Source organism: Aeromonas sp. R2-3 (genome assembly GCF_040908375.1).
GTDB classification, from domain to species: domain Bacteria; phylum Pseudomonadota; class Gammaproteobacteria; order Enterobacterales; family Aeromonadaceae; genus Aeromonas; species Aeromonas veronii.
Genome location: NZ_JBFODP010000017.1, coordinates 404,665 through 419,908 on the forward strand (window position 1 = coordinate 404,665; position 15,244 = coordinate 419,908).

The 15,244-nt window shown below is 60.2% G+C and carries 14 protein-coding genes and 1 tRNA gene; 4 read left to right on the forward strand and 11 right to left on the reverse strand.

The window, feature by feature from the left end; all coding sequences use genetic code 11:
* Positions 1 to 22 precede the first annotated feature (22 nt).
* The 10 genes from glgC to hinT all read right to left on the reverse strand — a co-directional run bounded on the left by glgC (position 23) and on the right by hinT (position 9,725).
* Positions 23 to 1,324 (reverse strand): glucose-1-phosphate adenylyltransferase, encoded by a 1,302-nt coding sequence (gene glgC / locus AB5Z02_RS07495; RefSeq protein WP_158112320.1) that lies wholly within the window; start codon positions 1,322 to 1,324, stop codon positions 23 to 25.
* 282 nt (positions 1,325 to 1,606) lie between these two features.
* Positions 1,607 to 2,524 (reverse strand): protein translocase subunit SecF, encoded by a 918-nt coding sequence (secF, locus tag AB5Z02_RS07500; protein WP_005334046.1) that lies wholly within the window; start codon positions 2,522 to 2,524, stop codon positions 1,607 to 1,609.
* A gap of 150 nt (positions 2,525 to 2,674) precedes the next feature.
* On the reverse strand, positions 2,675 to 4,477 hold the full coding sequence (gene secD, locus AB5Z02_RS07505) for a protein translocase subunit SecD (RefSeq protein WP_368215742.1): 1,803 nt from the start codon (positions 4,475 to 4,477) through the stop codon (positions 2,675 to 2,677).
* Between the two features lie 158 nt (positions 4,478 to 4,635).
* Positions 4,636 to 5,070 carry a hypothetical protein gene (locus tag AB5Z02_RS07510; protein ID WP_005334044.1) on the reverse strand — a complete coding sequence of 145 codons (435 nt, stop codon included), beginning with the start codon at positions 5,068 to 5,070 and terminating at the stop codon, positions 4,636 to 4,638.
* A 94-nt stretch (positions 5,071 to 5,164) separates the two neighbouring features.
* Positions 5,165 to 6,022, reverse strand: a complete 858-nt coding sequence (locus AB5Z02_RS07515; protein WP_368215744.1) for a DUF6279 family lipoprotein — start codon at positions 6,020 to 6,022, stop codon at positions 5,165 to 5,167.
* Positions 6,023 to 6,025: 3 nt separating this feature from the next.
* Positions 6,026 to 6,850, reverse strand: a complete 825-nt coding sequence (locus tag AB5Z02_RS07520; protein ID WP_368215746.1) for a phosphotransferase — start codon at positions 6,848 to 6,850, stop codon at positions 6,026 to 6,028.
* Between the two features lie 10 nt (positions 6,851 to 6,860).
* Positions 6,861 to 7,457 (reverse strand): penicillin-binding protein activator LpoB, encoded by a 597-nt coding sequence (lpoB, locus tag AB5Z02_RS07525; RefSeq protein ID WP_041209903.1) that lies wholly within the window; start codon positions 7,455 to 7,457, stop codon positions 6,861 to 6,863.
* Positions 7,457 to 7,855 (reverse strand): YcfL family protein, encoded by a 399-nt coding sequence (locus tag AB5Z02_RS07530; RefSeq protein ID WP_368215748.1) that lies wholly within the window; start codon positions 7,853 to 7,855, stop codon positions 7,457 to 7,459. Before AB5Z02_RS07530 ends, lpoB begins: the two co-directional genes overlap by 1 nt.
* A gap of 83 nt (positions 7,856 to 7,938) precedes the next feature.
* Complete coding sequence (locus tag AB5Z02_RS07535; protein WP_368215750.1) at positions 7,939 to 9,375, reverse strand: COG3014 family protein; 1,437 nt, start codon at positions 9,373 to 9,375, stop codon at positions 7,939 to 7,941.
* A complete protein-coding gene (gene hinT / locus AB5Z02_RS07540) occupies positions 9,375 to 9,725 on the reverse strand; it encodes a purine nucleoside phosphoramidase (RefSeq protein WP_005334033.1) in 351 nt (116 codons plus the stop codon). Before hinT ends, AB5Z02_RS07535 begins: the two co-directional genes overlap by 1 nt.
* A 252-nt stretch (positions 9,726 to 9,977) precedes the next feature.
* On the opposite strand from hinT, the gene AB5Z02_RS07545 reads away from it, so the two are divergent.
* Positions 9,978 to 11,990: a methyl-accepting chemotaxis protein gene (locus tag AB5Z02_RS07545; protein WP_368215752.1), complete on the forward strand. Its 2,013-nt coding sequence runs from the start codon at positions 9,978 to 9,980 to the stop codon at positions 11,988 to 11,990.
* Positions 11,991 to 12,061: 71 nt separating this feature from the next.
* Here AB5Z02_RS07545 and AB5Z02_RS07550 read toward each other — a convergent pair whose 3' ends face one another.
* Entirely contained in the window at positions 12,062 to 12,937 is an 876-nt protein-coding gene (locus AB5Z02_RS07550; RefSeq protein WP_021231007.1) for a 6-carboxytetrahydropterin synthase, read from the reverse strand.
* An 80-nt stretch (positions 12,938 to 13,017) separates the two neighbouring features.
* Here AB5Z02_RS07550 and AB5Z02_RS07555 point away from each other — a divergent pair, with 80 nt between their 5' ends.
* The 3 genes from AB5Z02_RS07555 (at position 13,018) to AB5Z02_RS07565 (ending at position 15,198) form a co-directional block, all read left to right on the forward strand.
* A complete protein-coding gene (locus AB5Z02_RS07555) occupies positions 13,018 to 14,361 on the forward strand; it encodes a dihydroorotase (RefSeq protein WP_005334027.1) in 1,344 nt (447 codons plus the stop codon).
* 112 nt (positions 14,362 to 14,473) lie between these two features.
* A tRNA-Pro gene (locus tag AB5Z02_RS07560) sits at positions 14,474 to 14,550 on the forward strand.
* Positions 14,551 to 14,766: 216 nt separating this feature from the next.
* Positions 14,767 to 15,198, forward strand: a complete 432-nt coding sequence (locus tag AB5Z02_RS07565) for a hypothetical protein (protein ID WP_041235087.1) — start codon at positions 14,767 to 14,769, stop codon at positions 15,196 to 15,198.
* Positions 15,199 to 15,244 lie beyond the last annotated feature (46 nt).

Consider the following 15,244-nt stretch of genomic DNA (forward strand, 5'->3'; position numbering starts at 1 on the left):
GGGGATTCCGTCTGGCTGCGGATCAGCGCTTTTGTTTTTCCTGCAGCTCTTTGTTCAGGCGAGTGAGCATCCCCTGGGTGACCAGCACTATGCCCTGCTCGGAGCGGTGGAAGCGACGTGCATCTTCATCGGCGTTTTCACCGATCACCGTGCCTTCCGGCAGTTTGCACCCCTTGTCGATCACCACCCGGCGCAGTCGGCAACCGGCACCAATCTCCACACCCGGGAAGATAACGGCCTGATCCAGAGTGCAGAAGGAGTCGACCCGCACATTGGTAAAGAGCACCGAACTCAGGATGAAAGAGCCACTGACGATGGTGCCCCCGGCAAACATGGAGTTGATGGTCATGCCGTGCTGGCCGTTTCGGTCCTGCACGAACTTGGCGGGAGGAGTCATGTTCTGACTGGTCCAGATGGGCCAGTCCTGATCGTAGATATCCAGCTCAGGCGTGACGGAAGCGAGATCCATATTGGCCTCCCAGAAGGAGTCCACGGTGCCCACATCGCGCCAGTAGGGGCGGCGATCCGGACAGCAGCCGACACAGGACATGCCAAACGGGTGAGCGAATGCGGTGCCCTCTTTCACCACGCGGGGGATCACGTCCATGCCGAAATCGTGATGGGACTGCTCGTTGGCAATGTCCTCTTCCAGCAGCTGATAGAGATACTCCGCATCGAAGATATAGACGCCCATTGAGGCCAGCGCGGTGTCGGCCTTGCCCGGCATGGCGGGCGGGTTGGCAGGCTTTTCGACGAAGGCATTGATCTTGCGATCATCATCCACCGCCATTACCCCGAAGGCGCTTGCTTCACTGCGTGGCACCTCGATGCAGGCAACGGTCACCTTGGCGCCCATATTGACGTGGTCGAGCAGCATGGCGGCGTAATCCATCTTGTAGATGTGATCGCCTGCCAGCACCACCACATATTTGGGGGCGTGATCGCGGATGATATCCAGATTTTGGTAGACCGCATCGGCGGTACCCCGATACCAGTTCACCTCATCCACCCGCTGCTGGGCAGGGAGCAGATCGATAAACTCGTTCATCTGGTAGCGCAGGAAAGACCAGCCCGATTGGAGGTGGCGTAACAGGCTGTGGGATTTGTACTGGGTCACGACACCGACCCGACGGATGCCGGAGTTGATGCAGTTGGAGAGCACGAAATCGATGATGCGGAATTTGCCGCCGAAATGAACGGCAGGTTTTGCACGGTTGTCGGTTAACTGTTTGAGGCGACTACCCCGCCCTCCTGCGAGTACCAAAGCCATGGTCTCGTTCAGCAACTGTCTGGATTTTGCTGTATTGGCAGGTTGTAACAACATCTCATATCCCTTTGTAGATAAATCACTACAATGTTGCCTCCTTTGAGCCCTCAGGAAAGTGCTTTCAGTCACATTTTATGGTTTCTGACGTAATAAAATGACCTTTTTGTTATTAAAAATGACGGGTTGATCCGTCATTGCTTTCAATATGGTCAGTTGTCAATTGAGGCGAGCCGAACGACAAAATGGGCGGCGAGAGAGGAGGGATGAAAAAGCCCCTGCCAATGGTTGGCAGGGGCCCGGTTTGTTGAGACCCGGTAAGCCGGGCCTGGTTAACAAGGTTCAGGCTGCGTTGGCCAGTGGCTCCTCGCTCTTCTTCTGGTAGGCCTGCGGGGTGAGGCCCAGCAGCTCCTGCACGGTCGAGGCGACGGTGATGGAGGAGACGGTGCCCACCAGGATCCCGGCAAACAGGGTGAAGGAGAAGCCGTAGAGGGCGTCACCGCCAAACAGCAACAGAGCGCCCACGGTAAACAGGGTGGTGCCCGAGGTGATCATGGTGCGACTGAAGGTCGCCTTGATGGCTACATCGGAGCATTCGTGGATCCCCATCTGGGTACGCGAGCTCAGCAGATCCCGCAGCCTGTCCGAGATGACGATGCTGTCGTTGAGGGAGTAGCCGATCACCGCCATCAAGCCGGCGATGATGTTCAGATCGAATTCGATTTGAAAGAGTGACAGCAGCCCCAGCGCCACGATGGCGTCATGGACCACCGAGAGCAGGATGCCGATGGCCTGACGCCACTCGAAACGAAACGCCAGATAGGCCGACATCGCCAGCGAAGCGACCAGTACCGCCAGCATCCCCTGCTGGAACAGTTCTGCACCCACCTGAGGGCCGACGATGGTGGTGCGCAGCAACTCGACCGGCATCCCCAGCTGTTGGGTCAGCATGGTGGCGAGATCTGCCGCGGGCCAGGGAAGTTCGTGGGGGGGCAGCTTGATCAGCCACTCGCCGGGAATACCGGCCGAGCTCAGCTCAACGGCTCCCGCCAGCGGGGAGACCAGCATGGCATTGAGCTCATGGGCCTCTTTCAGGGTCTGGATATGAAACTCCAGCAGGATCCCGCCGGTAAAATCGAGCCCCAGTGTCAGGCCGTTCACCAGCAAGATGGCAACGCTGGCCACGGTCAGCAGGATGGAAGCCCACAGGCCAATATAACGCCAACGGGTCAGCCCCATGGCAACGATCATTCTCAACATAATTCTCTCCTTGGCCAGCCAGCACCAGGCTGTTGGCCCATCACGACGTGTCGCGACACGCCGGGAAATAGTGTTCTGCTTTGGCCGCTCCGGCCATATCCATGGCCGATGGCGCAGCCAAAGCCGCTCATCAGAAGGACTGCTGTCTCGTTACACCTTCAGCGTGCGCTGGCTGCTGCGTCCCCAGAGGGGGTTGATGATGGCGCGCGTCCCCCAGATCCCGGTGATCATGCTGGAGAGCAGACCCAGAATGAGGGTGATGGAGAAGCCCTGCAGCGGCCCGGAGCCGATGGAGTAGAGCACCACAGCGCAGATGAGCGTAGTGATGTTGGCATCGAAAATGGTGTGGAAGGCCGAGCGATAGCCAAAGTCGATGGCGTTGGCCAGTGAGCCCCCTTCTCGCAGCCGGTCCCTGATCCGCTCGAAGATCAGCACATGGGTATCCACAGCCATGCCCACCGTCAGCACTAGACCGGCGATCCCCGGCAGGGTCAGCACGGCGCCCGGCAGCACTGCCAGCATGCCGACCTGCATCAACAGGTTGGCGACCAGCGCCGTGATGGCAACCCAGCCGAATTTGCGGTACCAGGCCATCATGAACAGCATCATGCCTGCCATGCCGAAGGCCAGCGCGGTGAAGCCCGCCTCGATATTCTGCATCCCCAGCGTCGGGCCAATACTGCGTTCTTCCAGGATCTTGAGAGGGGCGGTGAGGGCGCCGGCACGCAACAGCATGGCCAGCTCTTGCGCCTCCGGCAGACTGCCAATACCGGTGATGCGGAACTGGTTGCCAAGGGCGGTCTGGATGGTGGCGACGTTGATCACCTCGCTCTGGGCGCGCAGTTTGCCCTGAGCGTTGGTCTTGTACTCGGTGAAGACGGTCGCCATCGGCTTGCCCACATGCTGGCGGCTGAACTGGTTCATCTTGCTGCCACCCAGGGTGTCGAGCACGATATTGACCTGGGGTTGACCCATCTCGCCCATATTGGCGCGGGCATCGACGATGTGCTCGCCGGTCAGTACCGGCTTGCGTGCCATGCCGACGGCCTGACCGTTGCGATCGGCGATATAGAAGTGGCTGTCGGCTTTGGCCTCGTAGAAGGCCAGCGAGGCGGTGGCCCCGATCACCTCTTTCGCCTGCTTGGGGTTGTGTACCCCGGGCAGTTCGATACGGATGCCATCCTGCCCCTGACGCACCACCGAGGCTTCGACGATGCCGAGCTCGTTGATCCGTTTTTTCAGGATCGACAGGTTCTGGGTCACGGCGTTGTTGACCAGCAGGGTACGCTCCGCCTCGCTCAGCACCAGTTTCAGATCATTGCCGGAGCGGGTCAGCTTCCACTGATCCTGACGGGTACCGGCACTCTCCTTGATGATAGAGAGCCAGCTCTCCTGTTCGGCGACCTCCGGCAGGGTGACGGCTACGGCGCCCTGTGCGCTGCGCGTGACGCTGGCGCCGCGCAGGTTGGCTTCACGGAAACGGGTGCGCAGGGTATCCACCAGATTCTTGGTCTGATTGTCGATGACAAAGTCCACGTCCACCCCGATCAGCAGCTGGGAGCCGCCACGCAGATCGAGCCCCAGCTTGATGGGGTCGGCGCCAAGGCGGGTGATCCAGGCCGGTGCGTTGGAGTGAAACTCCAGGGTCAGGGCGGCACTGTCGACCCCTTGCTGCTCCAGCAACTGCTTGGCGCGCTGCTGTTCACCCTGGCTGGCAAAGACCAGCTCGACTCGCTCAGGTTGCTCAATGACCTTGAGCGGGGTCAGGTGTTTGTCGCTCAGCAGCATCTGTTGCTGGGTGGTCAGGCGCGGCTGTCCGTGCAGGCCGAGGGAGGGCTGCTCACCGAAAAAGGTGGGCAGGGAGTAAAAGGTAAAGGTCAACAGCATCAACAACAGCAGTGCGTACTGCCACTTGCTCATGCGGTTGAGAACGGTGCGATTGCTCTTTCTCATGGCAAACAAGCCTCTGTCAGGAGAATGGTGCCTAGGCCGATAGCAACAAGGCTCGGCAAGGCGCAAAAAATGGGATGCATCAGATGCGGATCAGGCAGTTGCCGGATCCGTCAGGAAGAGGAGATGAGCAAACAGTGGATGTGCCAGCCCCTCCGGGGTCAGGCGCTCAGATAGCTCTGGGTGAAGCGGTATTGCAGATGTTGGCGCTGTAGATGGCGCCGGTGGATCGCACCGAAGCGATCGCGAAAACTCTGTTTGTGATAGAGCTCGGGTGCCAGCATCAGCCAGCCGAGCAGCAGCAGCAGGATGGCCTGGGCAGACCAGCTCTGGATCAGCTCGTAGACCACACTCTTGGGCTGGTTGTCACTGCGCAGGGATTGTTCGAGACGCAGCAGGTGATTCTGATGGCTGCCAACAAACTTGATGATGCCATCATCGCTGTCGCTAAGCTGATTGAACACCTGAGTCTGCTGCTGTTCACTCTGGGGAGATGCGGGTAGCAGCGGGCCTTCCATTCGGGCGATGGAACAAAGCAGGGTGAGGGCGATAACCAGAGTTACCAGCACCAGTTTTACTTTGTCGATAAGGCGCAAAAGTTAATTCCCGATAAATAGGAAGGGCAAACTACCATAAGCGCCCGGTTTGAACAAGGTTGCTCGGGCGAACGGCACCATTCGGCGCCGTTTGTCAGTTGCCGCTCATCTGCTTGAAGTCGCGGGCGTAGCCCTTGAGCAGGGAGTAGAGATGGGCCCGCTGGGAGATATCCAGCGACTGGCTCATGGCGCTCAACCAGTTGACGGTACGCTGGCGCGACTGCTCGGTATAGCCGGTAAAACGGCCATCCATCAGTCCATCCCCCTCGGCCAGCAGGTTAGTCAGCTCGCGGGTAAAGTCGGGACTCTGGCGCTGCTTCATCAACCTGTCCAGCTCCTGGGTCCAGGACTCCTGAAACTCGAGCCAGGGGGGCATCAGCTCGTATTGCCATTCGGCCCACTGGGCCACCAGTGGCGCCTGTGCCGGTTTCACCTCGCCAATCCAGAACTCGAGCCGCTTGTTCATCTTGTCGCGAAACTCCGCCAGCATCTGCTCTTTGGGCTCAGTGGCAAAGTCCTTTTGCCGCTCCTGTTGCCGCTTGACCCGATCGGTCATAAAGCGGGCCACCTGCTCGTCGGTCAGGGTGCGCGCCAGCCTGACCGCACGGGGGATGGTGTTTTCCAGCGTGCGGGTCAGGCTCTGCTGCACCGCATCGAGATTGGTCGAGATCTGCTCCGGCGTCATGGGGCTGGCCACTGCCTTGGCCAGCGCGTCGAGATCCTTGGCGTAGCGCGGCAGCTCGTGCTGGCGATGCCAGGCCATCAGCCCCTTCACTTCGCGGCTGAGCAGATCCTTCTGCGAATAGGAGAGGGCAAAGTAGTCATCCAGTTGCCAGATGATGGCGGTATCGAGCCAGTAGTAGATCACCCGGGTGGAGCAGCCGGTCAGCAGCAGGCTGATCAGCAGCAGACCCCAGGTTTTCGGCTTGTGCCAGCGCACCTTGTTTATCATCTGTTACTCCAGTCGTTGCCGGTTGATGGCGATCAGGGTGTCATAGTCGAGTGAGTGCTGTTGCTCTGCCATCAGCAGGGCCCAGAGCAGGCCGATATAGTCGACCCAGGGTAAAAATGCCTCGCTCTGAAAATCGGGCCACTGGTGGCGCGGCAGGGCCTGCAGATAGTGCGCTTCCAGCTCGTCGCGCCGCTCGGCGGGCCACTCATGGGTGCGCTGGATGCTGGCGAGCTCAAAGCCGGGGTGACCTGCCGCGCCATACTCCCAGTCGATGACCCAGGGGTTGCTTCCCAACAAGTTAGCCGGATTGAGATCATGGTGGCAAGGGCGCCAGCAATCATTTGGCTCACTGCTGGCGAGCAAGCCCCGCTCCAGGGCGGGCAGCCAGGAGGGAATTCGGGCCAGTCGGGCGCGATAGCCTGCGGCGTGGGCTCGGACCGCCATCACCACCGCAGGCAGCGGCAGGCGATGGAGCTTGCGCAGCACCTCAGCCAGCAGACGGGGCTGATCGGCTTCCGGTGGCGCCGCGTGCACCCAGTTTGGCTCATCGCACCACTCCAGCAACATCAGACCGCTGACGGGATCGCCATAGTGGCAGGGCAGCGCCAACCCTTCTGCCATCCCCCCCTGATAAAGCTGCCACTCGGTGGGACGGTCGATGCCAAGGCGCACCGGGTCGGAGTGGCCCTGACGCAAAAAGTAACTGCGCCCCGAGGGGAGGCGCAGTCGATAGTTGCAGTTGGTCAGACCTAACCCGAGTGGTTCCAGCTGCCCCTCCCGCCAGGGGGCGGGCAGGCTGGCCAGTAGCGGATCACAGTTGCCTGTCACCGGGAGCCTGTTACCAGCCAAAGGTGGATTTCTTCGCCTGTTTGCGGATCTCTTTCTGATCGGCCCACAGCAGTTCGCCGCTTTGCAGATCCATCAGGTTCATGGTCATCTGGTAGTAGACATCCTTCACCTTGCCATTGTCTTTGACGATGCTGGTGAGGTTGCCATAGACCATGTAGCGGGCACCGGTCTGCTTGCCCAGACGCACCATGGAGGCGGGATCAACCATGCCGCTGCTCTGCTGATATTCGAGCTGCTGCTTGACGGCGGCAACCTTGCTCATGTCAACGAAGCGGAACTTGCCGGCCCGCAGCAACTTGGTGCGGATGGTGTCGGTGATCGCTTCAGTATCGATGTGCTCGGAGGTCTTGTTGCGGATGGAGTCCATGAACATCACCGGACGGCCGCCGGCGGTGATCTCGCTGGTGGCGGGGGAGGCCAGCATGGAATCCGCCATCTTGTCGGCGATGGCCTGCAGATCGCTTGAGCCGTAATCGACGGTGACCGTTTCGGTTTCGGTCGGATCACCGTAGCTGACCGTGGTGCTGGAGCAGCCGCCCAGCAGCAGGGCGCCGGTCAGGATCAGCAGAGCATGATTCATTTTCATCAGTAGGATTCCTCAATCACTTCACGTACATAAATCCGGTAACCGCGGGCGGTCGGGCTCGGCGCCAGGGCAGACAGGGTGCGGGTCTGATAGCCATGCAGCTTGAGCGGTGTCCAGCCACGACCGTCGCTGGCGACCTCCTGACCTGCCTCATCATACCAATAGAAGATATATTGCAGCTTGTTGTCGCCACGCTGGGTGCTGGCGGCCGCCACATTGACCTGCAGCAGGCCGTTTTGTTCACGGCGGCTCAGCTCGGTCAGGGTGACGTTGACGTTTTGATGCTGCTCCGGCACCGCTGCGGCGCCCGGTGCCCCATAGAGCGCCACGCCGGAGGTGTTGGTGGCGCAGCCGGTCAGCAGCAGCGCGAGCCCGAGGGCCAACCCGTATGCTTTCATCTTGCTCTCCTTGATTGGAGTGAGTGGGGCAGCACTGGGGGCTGCCCGGTTAATCGTCTTGTTCATCTCTCTTTGCCGCTTGCTCAGAGCGGCATCACCCGGGTGGTCAGGCCGGCGCCGAGGCGCTGAACCCACACCAGGGTGGTGCGGCCGCTATGAATGGTCAGCGGCAACTGGCGCTGGGCGGCACCCGCTCCCAGAGTGAGGTTCACCTCACCCGCCGGCACCATCCCCTGCCAGCTCGATGCCTGAGCTGGCAGCGTCAGCCAACTGCGGGTATCGGCCCGCTCCGAGAGGGTGTTGAAGATCCCCACCAGAATATTGCCCACATCCCCTCCCTCTTTGGCGGCGGTGCGGCGCATCTGCTCCTTGGCCACCAGTCGCAGCGCCTGGCGGGTCAGCATGCCGGGCAGCCGCTCCTGCAGATCTTTGGCGGCCAGCGCTTCCAGCCTGACCAGCTCGCTGGTCTGCTCGACCCGCTTGCCGACTTCCACCGTCAGCGGGCCGGTGTCGCTGGCCCGATTATCGTAATAGGGGATGGCGACGGTAAAGGTGCGAAAATCGCCGCGGGAGGTGGAGATGGGGAGCGGCAGGAACAGTTCGCGCCGTGCCGGGATCAAGCCATCTTCAAACAGCACCACCAGCTGGCCTTGATCTTTTGCAAGCGGCGGCGCTTTGCGGCCTATCTTTTTCTCGGTCTCGCGGATCTCGTCCGGTGAGCCACGCAGCCGCGCCAGACGCAGCAAGGCATCTTGCAGGCTGCGGTTGTCCGGCGCTATCTGGTAGCCGCGCTGATAGTCGACCCAGGCATCGTTGAGATCCCCGGCCGCCTCATAGAGCACGGCGGAAAAATAGAAGGTGTAGGCGTTCTGAAAACCGTTTTTGACCTTGCCGATCAACCGGTCGAGATCCGGTGCGCCGCGCGACATCAGCTGGCGCATCTCGCCTTCTGCTTCGGCCTCTTCGCTCTCATCCTTCGCCTTGCGCACCTCATCGGCTCGCCGTTTCAGAGCCTGCTCCTGCACCTGATTGGCCCGGCGCACCTCCACCAAGGCACCATCGGCATCTCCCCGTTGCAGGTAGTTGAGGGCCAGATAGTGGTGCAGCATGGTGCGTTCGTAATCGGGAGTACGATAGGCCATCGACTGATCGTTGGTGAGCAGACTGCCCACCTGATCCAGACCGTGGCTCAGCCGGTATTCGGCCTGATTCTCTTCCCACTGAAGGCGGCTGTCGGCGGCGGTGAACGCCTGCTTGCTGCCCGCATCCTGACCGGCGAGCCAGGCAATGCGCCCCTGTTCGAGCCGATCCAGCACAAAGGTGTCATCCCCAAGGGTGGAGTCGCGCACTTCGGGCAGCGCCTCGGCGGCATGGCCCAGCAGCAGCTGGTTGCGCAGGGGCACCATCTGATCGGAGTAGGAGACGAACATATCCTGCCAGCGGGAGGCGCAGCCTCCCAGCAACAGCAGGGCGCCGCAGAGCAACAGGGCGCTGCGGCAGGTTGAGGCGTTGCGATTCATTACAGGCTGAGCAGCGGTCCCAGCGGCTGGCCACCGACCAGATGCATGTGGATGTGGTAGACCTCCTGCCCGCCGTGGCGGTTGCAGTTCATGATGAGGCGGTAGCCATCTTCGGCGATGCCCGCCTCGGCGGCCAGTTTGCGGGCCACGGTGAACATCCGGCCAAGGGCCAGTTCATGTTCGGCTTCCACGTCATTGACGGTGGGGATCAGTACATTGGGGATGATCAGAATATGGGTCTTGGCCTTGGGCTGGATATCCCGGAATGCGGTGACCAGATCGTCTTGATAAAGGATGTCGGCGGGGATCTCTTTACGGATGATTTTGCTGAAAATGGTTTCTTGCGCCATGGCTAACTCCCTTATATGAAACAGAAAATTGAACTAGAACCCCAAGCGGCTCCCGAAAGGGGGGCGAGCAGCACGCCAAGTGTGACACAAGCCGACATTTGACACAGCTGATGTCCCATTCCCTTCAGTTATTGTTAAAAATACCGATAGCCAGAGGGACGTCATCTGCAGCGCCTGTTCAGGGTGGTCTGCAGGGTATCAAAAGGACGGGGTACTCAGGCAAGGGACTTTTGCATATACAGCGGGACAATAATGAAACAAACAATGTCGGATCTCTCCATCTTGCAGCGAGTCTACCTTGGCTTCGCGATCCTGGTGGCCGTGATGGTGGCCAGTTCACTGCTCACATTTCGTAGTCAGGAGACCCTGGGGAACGCACTGGAGCAGGTTACCCAGCAGTCCATGCCGCTGGTGATTGCCAGCAGTCAGACCCAGATCACCCTGCTCAGCGCCAACAAGTGGCTCGGGGATGTGCTCACCGAGCAGGATCCCAAACAGCTGCCGGCAGAAGTGGCCGAACTGAAACAGGCCAAGGCTGCGGTGGGCAAGAGCCTTGACGTCTTGCGCCAGCAGGTGGCCCACCACCCCGAACTGCAAGGGGAGATGAGCAGCCTCAGCCAGCAGGTCGACAGCTACCTGCAACTGACCGATACCCTGCCCGGCGAACACGAGGCTCTGCTCACCCGACTGCACAAGGTCAATCTGGCCAAGGGGCAGTTTCAGGTCAGTCTGCCCCAGTTCAAGAAGAGTCTGGGTGACATGATGGTCACCATCGACGACAGCTTTATCAAGATGCTCTCCGAGACCCTGACCACCAAGCTCTCCGCCATCGAACTCTCCACCATGGACGCCCTCAACCAGACCATTCCAGCTCCCATCGAAGGGGCGCTCAAGCGCAACAAGATGCAGATCGAGGGGTTCAACAGCACCATCAAGGATCTGCGGGGGGAGCTGAAAAACTTCGAGAACGACATGGGCCACTATGTTCACGGCTTTGTGCGCGACACCACCGCAAGCGAAGGCGTGCTCTCCCAGTATCTGGCGCTGATGAAGCAGCAGGAACAGATGCGGGAGAAGAGCAAGCAGGCGAGCGCTCTCATCGTCGAGATCCAGAACCAGCTTGAGCGGATCACCGGCCAGAGTCAGCAGCTGATGAGTCAAAGCATTCAGCACGCCAAAGCCACACAGAGCCAGAGCACCCTGACCCAGGGAACCAGCATCGTCGTCGCCATCCTGATCGCCATGCTGGTGGCTTATACCCTGGGCAAGGCCATTCGCCGTCCGCTCAGGGAGTTGCTGCGGGTGCTGACCGAAGTGACCCAGGGTGACATGACCCAGCGCATCGGTTTTCAGAGCAAGAACGAATTCGGCCAGCTGGGCAGCCAGATCAACCTGCTGATTGCCCAGATGGGGGAGGTGCTGGCGCAGCTTTCGCAGGCGTCGGCCCAGCTTAACGATGCCGCCCACGGTAACCGCCATACCACCGAATCGGTGCGGGCGGATCTGGAGAAACAGCGGCAGGAGACCGCCTCGGTCGCCGCCGCCATGACCCAGATGGAGGCCTCGGTGCGGGAGGTGGCGCAGGCTGCCAACCAGACCCTGGAGCGGGTGCAGGATGTGGAGAAGGCCTCCGAGATGGGGCGCAAGGTGATGGCAGGCAATATCACCACCACTCATCAACTGGCGGGCAAGCTGCAACAGACCGGCAAGGTGATTGGTGATGTGAGTGCCATGAGCAGCCAGATCGGCAACATCCTCGATGTCATTAGCGGCATCGCCGAGCAGACCAACCTGCTGGCCCTCAACGCCGCCATCGAAGCGGCGCGGGCCGGCGAGCAGGGGCGCGGATTTGCGGTGGTGGCGGATGAGGTGCGCAGTCTGGCGGGCCGCACCGCCCAGTCCACCAGCGAGATCCAGACCATGATCGAAAACCTGCAGCAGGGAGTCGCCAAGGCGGTGACCGTGATGCAGGAGTGCTCTCGCGAGATGGACAGTTGCGTGGATCAGAGCTCTCACGCCAACAACGCCATGGAGGAGGTGCAGGGGATTGTGGTGCTGATCAGCGACATGTCGAGCCAGATCGCCTCTGCCGCCGAGCAGCAGCAGGCCACCAGCGCCGATATCGCCACCAACCTCAACCGCATCTCCGATATCTCGGATCTCAACTATCAGGGGATTGAGCGGGTAGCCGAGACCAGCCAGCAGCTGGACTCCCTCGCCGAGCAGCAGGAGAGCCTGGTCAAGCGCTTCCGCCTCAGCGCCTGATGGTCGAAAGTTGAAACAACAAGGCCCCGCAGATGCGGGGCCTTCTCTTTATTGCGGCCGTGACAAGGGGATCAGGCGTAGGCAATCGCGCCCTTGCCGACCCCTTCATAGGCGACAATCTTGACGAACTTGTCGCCCACCATCTTCTTCACTTCGCGAGCAATGTAGCAGGCCAGCAGCTCGACCGTGGTGTCGGTGTCGATCATCTCCACCTCGGCGCTGGGGATGGCCAGCTGGAACAGCCCTTGCGGCGCCACATATTTGAAGCCGCAGTGATGCTCGCCAAGCTGGGCATTGGCGCGAGGGCTCAAAGCGAGCTCGGTCAGCGCCACCTTGTCCTCCTCGGTGCCGAGGTAGATATCGCCCCAGCGTTCGGCCCAGTTGAGCTCAAGCTCCTGGTCGCGTTCGCCATCGACGTGGATCTCGATGGGAGAGCGGTGGCCGTGGGCGATGCGCTGGCAGTTGCCATCGTGCTTTTTCAGGCCGTGGCTGTAGTGGTAGAAGGCGCCGGTGATCGCCTCCTGACGCAGGGTCAGGGAGAGATCCTTGATATTGCCCGGTAGCCGTTTGGCCAGTACCGCCAGCAGGTAGCGGGTCACCGACTCTTTATCAACTTGCGGGGCCGGGATAAAGGCAAAGCCCTGGGATGGGCAGCGCAGATGGATGGAGCGACCCGGGCGCAGCAGATCCACTGTGCTTTCGTCACCATCCAGAGCCTCAACGTGGATCAGCGGGCACTCGGTCGGCACCAGCAGCTTGTGGTCCACCTCTTCATCAATGATCGACTTGATCAGCTTCTTTACCCGGCCAAAGTCCAGCAGCATGCTCATTTCGTTGAGCTCACCGCTCATTTCGATATCTACCAGCCAGCTCTCGCCCACCATGCCGCGGCGTTCGCACAGGTAGCTGGAGTCGATCACGGTCAAATCTCTTACAAATAACTTCATCAGTCAGGCCTTGCTACAGAGAAAGGGCAGTTTTGCGCTATTATGACCCGCGATTATCGGCAAAGGAACTGGAACCCCCCATGAACAAACTGCTTATCAAGAATGCCACCTTGGTCAACGAAGGCCGTATCTATGCCTCCGATGTGTTGATCGAGGGGGAACGGATTGCCCGCATCGCCCCGGATATCGAGGCGCCCGATGCGCTGGTGATCGATGCCGCAGGTCGCCATCTCATCCCCGGAATGATCGATGATCAGGTCCACTTCCGGGAGCCGGGATTGACCCACAAGGGGACTATCGCCAGCGAATCCCGCGCCGCCGTCGCCGGTGGCACCACCAGTTTCATGGAAATGCCCAACGTCAATCCCCAGACCACCACCCTCGACGCCCTCGAAGCCAAATACCAGATCGCCGCCAACTCCTCCGTCGCCAACTACAGCTTCTATCTCGGCGCCACCAACGACAACCTTGAAGAGATCAAGCGTCTCGACCCCAAGCAGTCCTGCGGGGTCAAGGTGTTTATGGGCTCCTCGACCGGCAACATGCTGGTGGACAATCAGGAGACCCTGGCGGCCATCTTCCGCGAAAGTCCGGTGATGATTGTCACCCACTGCGAAGACACCCCGACCATCGCCAAGGCTGAAGAGGCGGCGCGAGCCAAGTGGGGCGAGAATGTGCCGATGGGGGAGCACGGCCGCATTCGCAGTGACGAGGCGTGCTACAAATCCTCCAGCATGGCGGTGGCGCTGGCGAAAAAATACGGTGCCAAGCTGCACGTGCTGCATCTGACCTCGGCCAAGGAGCTGTCGCTCTTTACCGCCAGCCACGACCTGAGTGAGCTGAAGGACAAGAACATCACCGCCGAGGTGTGCGTTCACCACCTCTTCTTCAATGAAGCCGATTACGAGACCCAGGGCAGCCTGATCAAGTGCAACCCGGCGGTGAAGAGTGCCGCCGACCAGCAGGCGCTGCTGGATGCGGTACGCAACGACGTGCTCGACATCATCGCCACCGACCACGCGCCCCACACCTGGGAAGAGAAGCAGAACAGCTACTTCAAGGCGCCGTCTGGCGTACCGTTGGTGCAGCACTCTTTGCAGGCGCTGCTGGAGCTCTACCACAACGGCGTGTTTACCCTGGAGACTATCGTCAAGAAGACCTCCCATGCGGTGGCCGAGCGCTTCCAGGTGCAGGATCGCGGTTATATCCGCGAGGGCTACTTCGCCGATCTGGTGCTGTTGGATCTGGGCAAGCCCTATGTGGTCAACGATGACAACATCCTCTACCACTGTGGCTGGTCGCCCTTCAACGGCTACCGCTTCCACAGCACGGTGGAGATGACGCTGGTGAACGGCCAGATCGCCTGGCAAAACGGGCAGGTGACTGACCAGATCCTGGGCAAGCGGCTGACCTTTAACCGCTGATTGTTCGCAAAGCAGGCGAACGCACCGTGGCTTAGGAATTGGCGGCGTTTCCCTGTTGACAGGGCAGGGTCATCTCCATAAACTCTGCCCCCGTCAGCCGAGCTGACTCCGTCGGTGTGTAGCGCAGCCAGGTAGCGCATCTGCATGGGGTGTAGAGGGTCGGAGGTTCGAATCCTCTCACACCGACCAAATTCCCCGGTAAAGGCCTTGTCAAACGACAAGGCCTTTTCTTTTGCCTGCAATTTGCCGCACAGGCGTGAAGCCAGTGGTGATGCACGCTGGTCTCTGTTGGCGTGAGTCGATTGTGCTGCCACCGCGCTTTATGGTGTAGTAACGATTCTGTTGCTCATTTGCCTGGCGAGGCCTTTCGTGTCTGCATCCGTATCTAAACCCTGCTGTCTGCTGATGCTCACCCTGCTGTTGGTGGGCTGCGCCACCCCTTACGAGAGTGAAAAGTCATTCTGGAATGGCCAGACCGGTTTCTCCCAGACCCGGCTTGGCCCGGACAAGTGGCAACTGGAGTTTGTCGGCAACGATCTGGTGGACAGGGAGACCGCCCGCAAATATGTGCTCAAGCGGGCAGGGGAGCTGGCACTGGCAGAGGGTTACTCCTGGCTCAAGGTCGATGAGCTGACCATTAACCGCGATGCCGTCAGGGTGACCCCATCACGGCCGATCTTCGGCTTTGACGAGGATGAGCCGGATCTCTTTATGGCCCAGATGCAGGTGCAGCATACCATCTCGGCGCTGCTCACTTTTCGCCTGTTGCCACGGGCACTCGATGAGCGAACTCTTAATGCGAAATATCTCGCCGAAATCAAAATAAACAGTGATTAATATTGGTGGTTTGCAAGATTAATATCACATACACCTAATGGCGGGA